General features: G+C 73.5%; 10 protein-coding genes and 1 pseudogene. 2 read left to right on the top strand and 9 right to left on the bottom strand.

Annotation, left to right across the window (positions count from 1 at the left end; all coding sequences use genetic code 11):
* Window positions 1–42 precede the first annotated feature (42 nt).
* Complete coding sequence (locus V1J52_RS12050; RefSeq protein ID WP_330139710.1) at window positions 43–936, bottom strand: NAD(P)H-binding protein; 894 nt, start codon at window positions 934–936, stop codon at window positions 43–45.
* A gap of 151 nt (window positions 937–1,087) precedes the next feature.
* Here V1J52_RS12050 and V1J52_RS12045 point away from each other — a divergent pair, with 151 nt between their 5' ends.
* On the top strand, window positions 1,088–2,587 hold the full coding sequence (locus tag V1J52_RS12045; protein WP_330139709.1) for an MFS transporter: 1,500 nt from the start codon (window positions 1,088–1,090) through the stop codon (window positions 2,585–2,587).
* Window positions 2,588–2,708: 121 nt separating this feature from the next.
* Here V1J52_RS12045 and V1J52_RS12040 read toward each other — a convergent pair whose 3' ends face one another.
* Window positions 2,709–3,593 carry a helix-turn-helix transcriptional regulator gene (locus V1J52_RS12040; RefSeq protein ID WP_330139708.1) on the bottom strand — a complete coding sequence of 295 codons (885 nt, stop codon included), beginning with the start codon at window positions 3,591–3,593 and terminating at the stop codon, window positions 2,709–2,711.
* A 103-nt stretch (window positions 3,594–3,696) separates the two neighbouring features.
* Between V1J52_RS12040 and V1J52_RS12035 the strand changes: the two genes are divergently transcribed.
* Window positions 3,697–5,223, top strand: coding sequence for an MFS transporter (locus V1J52_RS12035; RefSeq protein WP_330139707.1), 1,527 nt, complete (start codon window positions 3,697–3,699; stop codon window positions 5,221–5,223).
* A gap of 251 nt (window positions 5,224–5,474) precedes the next feature.
* On the opposite strand, the gene V1J52_RS12030 is transcribed toward V1J52_RS12035, so the two are convergent.
* The 7 genes and pseudogenes from V1J52_RS12030 to V1J52_RS12000 all read right to left on the bottom strand — a co-directional run bounded on the left by V1J52_RS12030 (window position 5,475) and on the right by V1J52_RS12000 (window position 13,048).
* Window positions 5,475–5,753, bottom strand: coding sequence for a hypothetical protein (locus tag V1J52_RS12030; protein ID WP_443075802.1), 279 nt, complete (start codon window positions 5,751–5,753; stop codon window positions 5,475–5,477).
* A 219-nt stretch (window positions 5,754–5,972) separates the two neighbouring features.
* Window positions 5,973–6,356: pseudogene (locus tag V1J52_RS12025) on the bottom strand (two-component sensor histidine kinase); the annotation flags it as partial.
* Window positions 6,357–6,786: 430 nt separating this feature from the next.
* On the bottom strand, window positions 6,787–7,650 hold the full coding sequence (locus tag V1J52_RS12020) for an alpha/beta hydrolase fold domain-containing protein (protein ID WP_330139706.1): 864 nt from the start codon (window positions 7,648–7,650) through the stop codon (window positions 6,787–6,789).
* A gap of 65 nt (window positions 7,651–7,715) precedes the next feature.
* The gene (locus V1J52_RS12015) at window positions 7,716–9,257 is read right to left on the bottom strand and encodes a GMC family oxidoreductase (protein ID WP_330139705.1); all 1,542 of its coding nucleotides are present in this window, start codon (window positions 9,255–9,257) and stop codon (window positions 7,716–7,718) included.
* Window positions 9,258–9,387: 130 nt separating this feature from the next.
* Complete coding sequence (locus V1J52_RS12010; RefSeq protein WP_330139704.1) at window positions 9,388–10,938, bottom strand: ABC1 kinase family protein; 1,551 nt, start codon at window positions 10,936–10,938, stop codon at window positions 9,388–9,390.
* Window positions 10,939–11,304: 366 nt separating this feature from the next.
* On the bottom strand, window positions 11,305–12,732 hold the full coding sequence (locus V1J52_RS12005; protein WP_330139703.1) for a wax ester/triacylglycerol synthase domain-containing protein: 1,428 nt from the start codon (window positions 12,730–12,732) through the stop codon (window positions 11,305–11,307).
* Between the two features lie 4 nt (window positions 12,733–12,736).
* Window positions 12,737–13,048, bottom strand: coding sequence for a hypothetical protein (locus V1J52_RS12000; RefSeq protein WP_330139702.1), 312 nt, complete (start codon window positions 13,046–13,048; stop codon window positions 12,737–12,739).

Raw genomic sequence — 13,048 nt, 5'->3', positions numbered from 1 at the left:
CGTCCCCGTCGCCGGAAGCGCCGGCAGCGAGCCGGACACCGGCTACGCCGGGGGCCGCTCCTCCACGGGCTCCTCCGCCGCCTCCTGCGCACGGAAGGCGGCGCCATGACGCCGCGCCCACGCCCGGAACGTACCGGGCTCCTGGCCGGTCGCTTCCCGCACCCCGTGCTCCACGGCGCTCTTGGCCCCCCGGGCCTGCCGGTCCGCGCTCTCGAGGAGCGCCGCCGCCAGGGCGTCGGGGTAGCGGGCGCGCCACGCGGCCAGGGCCTCCGCCTCGGTCAGCTCCTCGTGGCGTACCGGACGGCCGAGCACCTCCCCGAGCTGCGCGGCCTGCTGCCGGGCCGTCAGGGGGGCCGGGCCGGTCAGCGCGTACGCCCGCCCCGCGCACTCCGGGGAGGTCAGGGCGCGGGCCGCCGCCCCGGCCACGTCCCGGGGGTCGACACAGGAGTTCGCGGAGGAGCCGTGCAGCGTGCGCACGACGCCTTCCTCGCGCACGGACCGCGTCCAGCCCAGGCAGTTGGACATGAAGGAGCGGGGACGCAGCAGCGTCCAGGACAGCCCGGACGCCCGGACGCGCTCCTCGCACGCCCGCTGCCACCGGGTGATCGTGTCCTGCGCCCGGGGGTCGGTGACCGCGAGGGCCGAGACCTTCACCACGTGCCGGACCCCGGCCCGGCGTGCGGCGGTGAGGAGGTGCTCGTCGTGGACGTCCCGCAGGGGGTCGAACGTCACCGCCAGGAGCGCGTCCGCCCCGTCCAGCGCCCGGGACAGCGAGGCGGTGTCGTCCAGGTCCGCCTCGACGGCCAGGTGCGGCCCCAGCAGGCGGGCCGCCCGTTCCGGAGAGCGGGTCAGGCAGCGCAGGTCGTACCTCGGGGCGAGGAGGCGTGCCACCTGGCCCCCCACCGTCCCCGTCGCCCCCGTCAGTGCAATACGCACAGCCTTCTCCTCTCCCCGGCCCCATGACTATCACCGGATCTGACCCAGGAGTGACCACGAGGAAATATAAGAATCCACACTATGTTTTTGTCGGGTGGTCGTTCCCCCCGGCGCTCCGCGGCCCGGCCGCACTCACTCTGGAGGAAGTACGTTGACCACACACAGCACAACACCCCGCCGGGCCTGGTTCGGCTTCGCCCTGGTGCTCAGCCTGGTCGGGCTGGTGGCCATGGACAACTCGGTGCTCTACCTCGCGATGCCGAGCATCAACGAGGCGATCTCGCCCAGCGCGGGCCAGTCCCTGTGGATCGTCGACATCTACGGCTTCGTGGTGGCCTCGCTGCTCATCGCGTTCGGCAACCTCGGCGACCGGCACGGCCGGCTGAAGTTCCTGCTCGGCGGCGCGGCGCTCTTCGGCATCGGATCGGCGGGCGCCACGTTCGCCACCAGCCCGGAACTCCTCATCGCCTCCCGCGGACTGATGGGACTCGGCGGCGCGACGCTGCTGCCCTCCGGTCTGGCGATCGTCAGCAACCTCTTCCCCGACGCCAGGGAGCGGGCCCGGGCGATCGGTATCTTCGCGGCCACCTTCGCGGCGGGCTTCGCGGTCGGTCCGGTCGCGGGCGGTCTGCTCCTCAACCACTTCTGGTGGGGTTCGGTGTTCCTCATCAACCTTCCGGTCGTGGCGGTCTTCCTGGCCTTCGCCCCGAAGCTCCTGAAGGAGGTCCGGGAGGCCCGGCCCGGCCGGGTGGACGCGCTGAGCGTGGTGCAGTCCGCGGTCGGCATCCTGCTCGCCGTCTACTCCGTCAAGGCCGCCGCGGCGGAGGGGCTCTCCGCCGAGCAGCTGGCCATCGGCGCGCTGGGCGTCGCCATCCTGGTGTGGTTCGTGCGCCGGCAGTTCACGCTGGAGGAGCCGCTGCTCGACCTCAGCCTCTTCCGTGACCGGGTCTTCACCGTCGCCGTACTGACCGGGCTCCTCTCCCTGGTGGCCTGGGCCGCGGCCGGTTACCTCAGCGGCGTCTACCTCCAGTCGGTGCTCGGCTTCACCGTGCTCGCCGCGGCGTTCCTCGCCCTGCCCGGCGCGGCGGTGCTCACCGTGGCCTGCATCGGCACGGCGGGTGTGGTCGAGCGGATCGGCAAGCGGGCCGCGCTGATCGCCTCGCACTTCTTCATCGGCACCGGGCTCCTGCTGCTGGTGTTCACCGGCACCAGCCACGGTGCGGCGCTGTACATCGCCTCCACCGTCATCGCGGGCGTCGGCTACGGGTTCTCCTTCAGCCTGGTCGCGGAGACCGCCGTCGCGGCGGTGCCCACGGAACGGGCCGGCTCGGCCGGGGCGATCGCGGAGATGAGCAACGAGCTGGGCGGCGCGCTCGGCATCTCCCTCCTCGGCTCGCTCGCCGCGTTCTTCTTCCGGCTCCTCGGCCCCGGCACGGCGGGCACGCTCGACACCACCCTGTCCACACCGGGCTTGGCCGAGGAGACGGCCGCGCAGGCCAAGGACGCCTTCGTCACCGGACTGCACGCGGCGATCGGCGTCGCGGCCGCCCTCACACTCGCACTCGGCGTCCTCGCGGTGCGCTGGCTGCCGCGCGAGGAGCAGGACACGACGGCCGAGGTCCCGGAACGCCAGGAGCAGACCGTGTCCTGAGGACACGGAACCCGCACGCCCTGAGCACGCGGGCCCCCCACCGCGTACAGCCGCCCCGCTCCTCCCGTCCGGACGCCCCCGCCCCCGTCGCGGGCGTCCCCCGGGAGGAGCGCGGGCGGCTTCACCGCTGCCCGGCCCGTACGGCCACCGCCTCCGGCTCGTCACCCCGGCCGCTTTGCTGGTTCAGCACGCGCAACGCGTCCGCGGAGGTCCCGTCGTTGGGCGTGTAGATCTCGACGCGGTGGTCGGGGCTGTCGGGCTGGAGCCACACCTGGTAGTCCACGCTCACCGCCCCGACGGTGGGGTGCTGCAGATGCATGGCCCCCGTCGTGCAGTCGGAGACGTCCCCCGTCGCCCACATCGTGCCGAAGTCCGCGCTGCTCATGGTGAGTTCGCCGATCAGCCCAGCGAGCCTGGCGTCCGTGGGATAGCGGCCCGCGGTGAGGCGCAGATAGGCGACGTGGACCTTGGCGAGATCAGGCCAGTTGCGGTACATGTCGCGGGTGTGCGGATCGAGGAAGAACATCCTGGGGACCGACGGACGCCCCTCCGGATTCCGTGGCGCCTCGAAGGGAATGTGCTCGGCGACCAGCGCGTGCCCGGTGCGGTTCCACGCGAGGACGTCGCCGCGCCTGCCGAGCACCACCGCGGGCGTGGCCTCGCCGAGCGACTCCAGCAGGGTCAGGACCCGCGGGTGGGGCTCCTCGCGGGGCGGTTCGCCCAGACCGGGCTTCACCGACTGCCGGGCGAGGTTGTGCAGGTGCACGGTCTCCACCTGGTCGAGCCGGAGCACCCGGGCGAGCGCGTCGAGCACCTGCTCGGAGGCGGTCTCGGCCTGCCCCTGCTCCAGGCGTGTGTAGTACCCCGCGCTCACCCCGGCGAGCTGGGCGAGCTCTTCCCGTCTGAGGCCGGGGACCCGGCGGGAGGTGCCGTAGGTCAGCAGACCGATCTCAGCCGGAGTGACCCGGTCACGACGGCTCTTCAGGAACGTTCCGAGGCTCTCCATGCATACGAGCGTAGGGCGCCCGACCGCTCCGTGGGTGTACCTGTCGGGTGTACCCACACCACGGGGATGGCTGCCGGCCACGCCGTGCCCGAGTGTCGGCACCATGACGCAACAGCACGCGAACAACGCACCCGGACTGCGGGCCTGGCTCGGGCTCGCGGTGGTCCTCGGCCCGGTCCTCCTGGTCTCCATGGACGGATCGATCCTGTTCCTGGCGATGCCACGGATCAGCCAGGCCCTCTCGCCCACCGCCGACCAGGCGCTGTGGATGCTGGACATCTACGGCTTCGCCGTCGGCTCCCTGCTGGTCGCCTTCGGCAGCATCGGTGACCGCTACGGCCGGCTGAAGCTCTTGATGATCGGCGCGACGGTGTTCGGAATCGGCTCCGCCGGGGCCGCGTTCGCACCCACCCCCGAACTGCTCATCGCCTGCCGGGCGCTCATGGGCGTGGCCGGTGCGACCCTGCTGCCCTCGGCGCTGGCCGTACTGAGCGAACTGTTCCCCGACCCCCGGCGCCGGGCCCAGGCCATCGGCATCTTCGCCGCGGCCTTCGCGGCCGGTTTCGCCATCGGCCCGGTCGTCGGCGGCGCGCTCCTCGGCCAGTTCTGGTGGGGCTCGGTCTTCCTCGTCAACCTTCCCGTCATCGTCGTCTTCCTGGTGTTCGCGCCGGTCCTCCTCCGCGAGGTCCGGTCCGGCTCGACCGGCCGCGTCGACCCGCTCAGCGTCGTGACCTCCGCGGGCGGTCTGCTGCTCACGATCTACGGGATCAAGCACCTGGCCGCGGACGGGATCTCGGCCCTCCCGATCACCACGATGATCGTCGGCATCGCCGTACTGACCTTCTTCGGCCTGCGCCAGCGGCACCTCGACAACCCGCTGATCGACTTCTCCCTCTTCCGCGACCGCGTCTTCACCATCGCCGTCATCACGGGCCTGCTGCCCCTGGCGGCATGGTCCGCGGCGGCGTACCTGTCCGGCATCTACCTCCAGTCCGTACTGGGCCTGAGCGTCCTGCACGCGGCGCTCCTGGCCCTCCCGGGTGCGGCGGCCCTCACCATCACCTGCATCGTCACACCGGCCGTCGTCGAACGCATCGGCAAGCGGACCGCGCTCCTCGTCTGCCACTTCTCCATCGCGGGCGGCCTGTTGCTGCTGCTGCCCACCACGGTCACCGGCGGGGTCGGCTGGTACATCGCCTCGACCGTGATCGCCGGACTGGGGTACGGCATCTCCTTCGCCGTCGTCGCGGACACCGCGGTCGGCGCGGTCCCCGCGGAGCGGGCGGGTTCGGCCGGCGCGATCGCCGAGACCAGCAACGAGATCGGCAACGCCCTCGGCATCGCGATCCTCGGCTCGCTCGCCGCGCTCCTCTTCCGTCTCCAGGGCCCGGACCTCGCCCCCACCCTCGACGAGACCCTCCAGCTGCCCTCCCTGCTCCCGTCCGTGGTCCATGACGCGAAGTCGGCGTTCGTCACCGGCCTGCACGTCGTCGTGGTCGCGGCGAGCCTCCTGCACGCCGCGCTCGGAACGGCCGCCCTGCGCTGGCTCCCCAAGCCGGCGCGGGAGGAGCCGACCACCGGGGTCCAGGAGGAGCCCGCGGCGGAGGAGCACATGGCGGGCAAGCCGTAGCCGGACGGGACTGACGGGCGGGGCCGCGTCGCCCCCTCCGCCCGATGGGCGCAGCGCTGCCGCACCACGCGGCGGCAGCGCGGTGTCCGTGACCGCCTGCCGCGCTGCCCGTCGCCTCTCTGCACACTTCCCCGCGTTGCGCCCGGAGCCCCGGCTGAGCCGCTGACACGGCCGCCGGGGCCCCGGCGTCCCCGTTGACGGGTGACCCGCCGGCCGGGCACCGTCAATCAGGCCGTGTGCTGGTACGCCGGTCAGGTGATGTACCCGGCGTCACCGCCCTGGTGGAAGGTGTTCTCGTCGGCGGGTGCGAGGGGCAGGCCCGAGCGCGGGCGTTCGACCAGGTCGGGGTTGGCGAGGAAGCCGCGGCCGAAGGCGATCAGGTCGGCAGCCAGGCCCAGCCAGTGGTCGGCTTCCGCCATCCCGGTCCGCTTCGGGCCGCCGGGCAGGGTGAGGCTGACGATCATGGTGCCGGGCCAGGTCCTGCGCAGTCGGAGGAGGGCGTCCTCGTCAGCGGTGGCCGCCAGGTGCACGTAGGCGAGGTCGAGGCGGGCCAGCTCCGTCAGCAGGGCGGCGTTCAGCTCGGCCGCGTCGTCTTCGGCCCCCCCCAGATACCGCCGCCGGGGGACCGTGCGGTGAGCCAGAACGCCACGCCGCTCCCGTCTGGAGCCGCCTCCGTGCGAGCCGCCACGGCGGCAGAGCCCCCGTCCCGGGTTTGCTCGCCTTCACCCTGACCGCCGAGCCGGAAGAGGGGCGGGCGACAGCGCCACATACGCCACCGAGAACAGCAGTGCGGCCACGCGGCGGCCCCGTTCCAGATGACATCCCGCACTCAGCAGCGCGGTACCCGCGACCAGGTGGTAACCGCGCCGCTGATCGACGGCGAAGCCGAGCGACACGAGGGCGAGGCAGAGGACCGGCCACCGACGGCGCATGGCGAGCGGAAGGCACTCGAGGACGAGGGCCACAGCGGCCACCGCGTCGAAGGACCGGGGCGGCACGTCACCGAACTGCGTCCCTTGGTCGTCGAACGCCGGCAGGAGTGACAGCAGGACGAAGAACAACCCGAGCGGGAGGTCCCGGACCGTGACGTCGAACCGGCTGCGCAGCACCCGGACTTCCCGGAGGCTGATCACCGAGCGAGTGCAGTTGTCACGGCAGCCCGGCCCGGGCCCGCCGGGCGGTACGAGACGGCCCGGAGACGGCCACGCCTTCCACATCCACAGCGACCCGGCGGCCGGGCCCTGTACGACCCGCGCCCCGGCGACCCGGAACGCTGGGACTGGTCCGGCGACATCCCTGTCCGGTTACAGCGGCCGGCGGGTGATCCCCGCGCCCCTGCTGGCCGCTGGCCCCTCGTGAGGGGACCTCGTGTGACGCCGTCGCCGTGTGGGGCGCCTGGCGGCACGCAGGCCCACGCCGTGTTCGACGGCACCGTCACGTGTTCGGTCTACGAGATTGGCACAGCCCTGACGGGCTGGGGCCACGGAGCCCTGTCCACAGGCCAGCGTTCACCGGCGGCCTCGCGTCCAGGGCGCGGTGCTGCGGACGTGAGCCGGGCAGTCCTCACCCGTCGCGCCGTCCGTGGAGCAGCGTGGTGACGTCGTGGGCGAGGGCTGCGAGACCTGCCGCGGCTGTGGCCGACACCGAGGCGAACGCGTGGAACACGTGCCACATGCCGGGGAAAGCGCGGAAGATCACCCGTGTTCCGCTGTGGCGCGCGCGTTCCGCTAGCCGCACGGCGTCGCCGTGGAGGATCTCCTCCGTGCCGCAGTGGACGAGGAGCGGTGGCAGTCCGCTCAGGTCCGCCAGGGCCGGGGAGGCGCTGGGCCGGCCGCGCAGGCGGGGCGGGCAGTAGAGGTCGGCGGAGTAGGCCAGCGAGCGCCGGGGCAGTACCGGGTCGTCGACCCGGTACTGCCCCGGCGGTCCGGAGAAGGTGAGGTCGGCCATGGGGGAGAGCGCCATCACGGCGGCCGGTGGCCGCCGCCCGCTGTCGCGCACCCGCAGCGCCACGGCCAGGGCGAGCGCCGCCCCGGCGGAGCTCCCGGACAGCAGCACGTGCTCTGGACGGTGCCCCTGCGCCAGGAGCGCCGCGTAGGCGTCGGCGGCGTCGTCCACCGCGGCCGGGAAGGGGTGTTCCGGAGCCAGGCGGTAGGCGGGCAGGTAACAGGGCGTCGACAGGGAGGACGCCAGGTGCACGGCGAGTGCGGCGTCCGACTGCGGGGAGCCGGCGCAGTAGCCACCGCCGTGCAGGTGCAGCACCACGCGGTCGTCCGCGCGCACCGGTGGGGTGACGACGGCGGCTGGGATGCGGCCGAGGCGGAGGGTGCCGCGGCGGGTCCCCGGCGGCCGGGGGATCAGGCGTCCTGTCAGCTCCAGGTGGCAGCGCTGTACCGGCAGGGGCACCCGTGGGTGGAGGAAGGGCTTCATCGCGAACCTGAGCAGGTGGGGGATCGCCTGGTGTGACGTGGGGGTCTTCCCCAGGAGACCGGGCGTCACCGGAAGGTCCCGGCGAGGTGCTCGGCGGCCATGATCACGGTGAGGTTGGTGGGGGCGGAGGGCACATCGGGGAAGATCGAGGCATCGATGACCCGTAACCCCCGGGTGCCCCGGACCCGGCCGGAGGCGTCCACCACGGCGGCCGGGTCCTCGTCGGCGCCCATGGGAGCGCTGGACGTCGGGTGGTGGAACGTCCGCACCGCCGCCTCCAGTGCTCTCCCGCCTGCGGCACCCGGGACGAGCGCCGGGGGAAGCACGCGGGGGCCGAGCAGGTCGGCCAGTGGATGCGTACGGGTGAGGCGGCACGCGAGCGTGACCCCTTCCCGGAACCGGCGTTGGTCGCGTTCGTCGGACAGGTGGCGTGGGCGGATGCGGGGTGCCAGGGCCGGGTCGCGGCTGGCAAGCTCGATCACGCCGCGGGAGTGCGGCCGGGTCAGTCCCACGATCAGCGCCAGTCCGGGGACGAGGGGCGGGAACACCGGCTGCATGACGCCGACATGCAGGTCGAGTTCGCCCTCGGTGGCTTCCGCCCCGGCCGTCCACAGTGCCGCACCGGCCACTGATCGCGGTCGTCCGAGCCGGTGGGGCCAGCCGGTATGGACCAGGTAGAGCAGGGGGTGGTCCTGGTAGGCCGTGCCCACGGGCAGGTCCGCCACGACGGGAATGCCGAGCGCACGCATCCGGTCCGCGGGCCCGACGCCGGAGCGCAGCAGCACGGCGGCACTGCCGTAGGTTCCGCAGCACAGGACGATGTCGCGGGCGGGCAGGACTCTGCCGTCGGCCAGGCGCACGGCAGCGGCCCGGTCCCCGTCGAACATGACGCGGTCGGCCAGGGCGTGTTCCTCGATGCGCAGTCCGGGGCGTGCCCTGACCTCTTCGGTGAGGTAGGCCATGGCCGTGTTGATGCGGACGCCCTCGGCGGCGGTGACGGGGTAGGGCGATGCGCCGCGGGGCCGGGCGCTGTTGAAATCGGTGCGGGGGTGACCGAGGGCTGCGGCGGCCTCCAGAAGGCCGGCCTGCGCCCGGCTCAGCTCGTGGTCCTCCAGCCGGTGGACCGGTACGGGCCCCGCGCGGCCGCGCAGGGCGTCGCTGCCGTGGTCGGCCCGTTCGAGGCGGCGGTAGGAGGGCAGCACCTCGGCGAAGGTCCACCCGCGTAGGCCGTTCGCGCTCCAGCGGGCGAAGTCGGAGGGGAGGGCCCGCATGGCGACCGTCGCGTTCACGGCGGAACTGCCCCCCAGCACCTTGCCGCGCGGCAGTCGCGCGCCGCCCGGTGAGGCGGTGTATCCCCAGTCGTGGCCGGTGGCCGTGCCGATGACCGCGCTGGAAGCCAGCCGGTAGGGCAGCCGGGCCGGCCGGTGGACGGGGCCCGCTTCCAGGAGCGTCACCTGGCGGCTCGGCTTCTCGCTGAGCCGGGCCGCCAGGACGGCACCGGCCGTGCCGCCGCCGACGATGACGATGTCGGCGTCCCGGGCGGGCGGTCCGTGCCCGGGACGCCGGGCGGCGGACCGGTGACGGGCGGGTCGGGCGGGGAGCCTCATAAGACAGCACCTTCTTCTCCAGGTGCCGTCCGCAGCGCGGCGGACGACGGGGTCGTGTTCCCGTCCGGTGCAGCGGACGGGAACGTGGGGGCGGGCCCGGCTGTGTACCGGGTCTGCCGCGAGGCGCGGGTCATCCGGCGGTCCGGGGCGGGGCCGCACGGTGCGCGCGGGCGGCGTACCAGCACAGCGCGGCGAGCACCGCGGCCCGCAGCGCACGCCGGGTGCGGGCGTCGGTCCGGTCGTCGGCGGGGGAGAAGCCCTGCTTGGCCACGGTGGCGACCTGCACGGTCAGGTCCTGGTTGGCCAGGTCGCGCAGGAGTCCGCGCATCTCCCCGGGAGCGGACAGGCCGCTGAGCAGGAGTTCCATCGCGGTGCGCGCGGCCTGCTGTTCGGAAAGGGCGTCCCGGGCGTAGGCGAAGAGGATGTCGCGCATCTGTTCGCGGAACACCTCGGTCACCGACAACTCCGGCGCCAGGTAGCGCACTGACCCCTCCGCGTTGGCGAAGGACTTTCCCAGGATCGACACCATGGGGCTGGTCTGGATGCCGCGCCGGGTTGAGTGCGCCAGCACGGTGGTCAGCGTGGCACCGAAGTTCAGTTCGCCCAGGGATGCTGAGGTGATCCTGGGAACGAGGGCGGCCATGTCCTGCGCGAAAGCGGAGACGTCCGCCCACGGGGTGACCGTGCCCATCTCGACCCATGCCCGCGCCAGTGCGCGCCCGTCGTTCTGCGACAGGCTGAGCAGGCCCAGCATCAGGGACATGCTGGCGCGGCGGTCGATGACGCCGACCATGCCCCAGTCGATGAGGGTGGCCGGGCCGCCCGGTACGACGAACACGTTGCCCGGGTGCGGGTCGGCGTGGAAGGTCATGTCGGTGAAGTAGCCGCGGTACATGAACGCCAGGAGGGAGCGGCCGATGTCGGCGCGCTCCTCCTCTTTGAACGCGGTGGGATCGGCGTCGCGGATGCTCGTGCCGTCGGCGAGGCGCTGGACGAGGACGCGCGGCGCCGCTTCGATGACGTCGGGCACCGCCACGCGGTCGAAGTCCCGCGCCGCCCGCGCGGCCCGTTCCATGTTGCGCGCCTCCAGGGTGAAGTCGAGCTCGGGCCGCATCGCGTCGAAGACCACGCCGAGCATGGCGTCGACGTCGATGGTGGCGTTGACAGCGGCGGGAGCGCGCGCGGCGAAGAACCGAGCGGCCCGGCGCAGCATCCGCATGTCCTCCTCGACCGTCGGGCGGATACCGGGACGCTGGACCTTGACGGCGACAGGGGTGCCGTCGGCGAGCGTGGCCGAGTAGACCTGGGCGAGCGAGGCCGTGCCGAGGGGGCTGGTGGCGTCGAAGTGGCGGAAGCCACCGCGCCAGCGCCGGCCGAGGGCCTCCCCCAGCACGGGTTCCATGGCGTCGAAGGGGACCACGGAGGCGCGGTCGTGCAGGTGCTCCAGCTCCCGCGCGATGGCGGCGGGCACGATGTCGGGCCGCGTGGAGAGGATCTGCCCCACCTTGACGTACAGCGGGCCCAGGCTTTCGAACGCCTCCCGTACGGCCGTCGCGCGCCGCTGCGCGGAGCCGGGCGGCTCCTGCGCGGACCCGCTGCGGAGCGGGCCCGCGGTCGCGGCCGTCTCCCGCACCAGACGGCACGCGACGCGGCCCAGGAGGCGGGCACGGGCCGCGCTCACGGGCCGGCCCTTCGGCCGCGGCGCCCTCCCGGCGCGGTACGTCTTCCCGGTGGGGGCCCGCCAGAGCCGGGCGGTCGGCGCGGGACTGCGGTCGGGCCGCCGTGCGCGGCGGCCCCGGGCGGACACGGCAGGCCGGGGAGGAGGCCTGCGAGGTCGCCGTCCAGCACGGTGGCGAGGAGACCGGCGAGCGTGGTGAGGGTCCGGTCATCCCCCGTCCCCTCCTGAAGCACCCGGAAGGTACCGCCGGTCCGGACCATCCGGATGAGCGAGTCGGGGCCGACGGGCTGGGCGGGGCTGCCGGGCTCGTAGAAGTCACCGGAGGCCGTCCGCCAGAGGATCAGCGGCGCCCGTCCGGGACCGTTCCCGTCACCGCTCATGGCCACCCGCCGGCTGGTGTGGCCGCCCCGACTCCGCCGTCATCTCCTCCAGCGCACGGCAGATGTGCCGTCCGATCTCCTCGGAGTCGGCGATGACCGTGGGGTCCACGTTGACCGTCACGTGGCATCTGCCCCGGTAGGACACCAGCGTGACGGTGACCGCCGAGCCCAGGGTGGGGGCTATGGCGTACACGGCCTCAGCGCGCAGGCCGCAGACACTCAGCGGCGTCGTGGGCCCCGGCATGTTGCTGACGACGAAGTCGTGGGTGGCGCACAGCCGCAGGAAGGCCGCGTCGAACCAGCGCCGTGGCACCACGGGACAGACACGGGCCAGACCTTCCATCCAGTCGGCTGAGTCGCGGTGGTAGGCCGCGCGGACCGCCCGCCGGACCGCCCGGATGCGGGCCGACGTGTCCGGAAGCCCGGTGCGGACCGCGAAGCGGACGATGAACCAGTGGTTCCCCGCACGCCGCGGATGGTGCCCCGCCGTCCAGGGCGGCCGACCGTAGGGGGAGAACACCCGGATGTGCCGCCGACGCACCCCGTGCGCCTCGTCGTAGCGGTGGCACCCCTCCATGGCGGCAGCGACCAAGGCGTCGTGCACGGTGCCACCGGACGCGGCGGCGGTCTCTTTCATCGCGGACAGCGGCACCACGGTGGTGAAGAAGTGCCGGGAGAAGTGCGCGCCGGCCGGGGGCACCGGGTGCGGCAGGTCGAGCATGTCCGCGGCGGCCCGGCCGAGGAAGCGGGCGGCCCACGCCAACTGCCTGGGACGCGAGCGGGTATCGCGCCGATGCCCGTCTTCCTGCGGGGCACCGTCCGGTCCCATCGGGCTGACCACCGCCCACGGGCCGTCCTCCTGCGGCCCCTGCGGGCTGGGAGGGGCCGTGCCGCCCGGCGGAGCGGGGGGCGCCGCCTCGGACTGCCGCAGGAACAGTTCCCGCAGACGGATGCCGTCGGCGATGCTGTGTGAGATCTTCAGAACGTAGGCGGACCGTCCTCCTTCCACCCCGTCCAGCAGGTAGCCGTTCCACGGGGACCGGCCGGGCTGGAAGGGAATCTCCGCCAGGGTCTCGGCGGTGGAGAAGACGTCTTTCACGGTCCCCTGCCCGCCGACCGTGACACGCTGGAGGTGGCGGCTCAGTGTGAAGTCCGCGTCGGGCTGCCAGAAGGAGGGGCGCAGCGGGCCGCGCCCCTCGGCCACCTTCGCCCGCATGCGGGGCATGCTCACGGACAGCTGGTCGTGCCAGGCGAGGAAGTCCTCCCAGCGCCACCGCCCTTCCAGGACGAGGACGGCCAGGATGAGCGGTCGTGCCCTGCCTCCGGTCTCGACGCGCCACACCATGCGGTCCTTCGGGCTCAACTGGTCCCGTTCCGGGGATGGGCGCGGTGGTTCCTGTGCGGTGCTGGTGCGCATGGGATCAGTCGCTCCGTTCCCGTTCGCGGTGTCCACCGTGGTCGTGGTGTTCGCAGCACCGGTCGTGTCCGGCCTCGCGGCATTCGGCGTGACGCCGGTCGTCGTACCGTGCCCGCCGTCCGTCGCGGCGCCGGGACCGGCGGCGCCTGCCCTTCCCGGGCGTGCGGCCGTCGTCATCGACGAGGCGGGTCAGGCCCCGCCGCAGATCCCGTTCGGCGTCCGAGGCGCGGTCGAGCGTCTCGTCGACCAGGTCGTGCGCGCTGGTGACGACATCGTCGATGAACCTGGTGAGTCCGGTGCGTCGCGTGGGGCGCAT

Origin of the sequence: Streptomyces solitudinis (assembly GCF_036323765.1) — a bacterium.
In the GTDB taxonomy this organism is placed as follows: Bacteria; Actinomycetota; Actinomycetes; order Streptomycetales; family Streptomycetaceae; genus Streptomyces.
The sequence above is the reverse complement of the archived record's forward strand: the minus strand, read 5'-3'. Positions and strand labels throughout refer to the sequence as shown.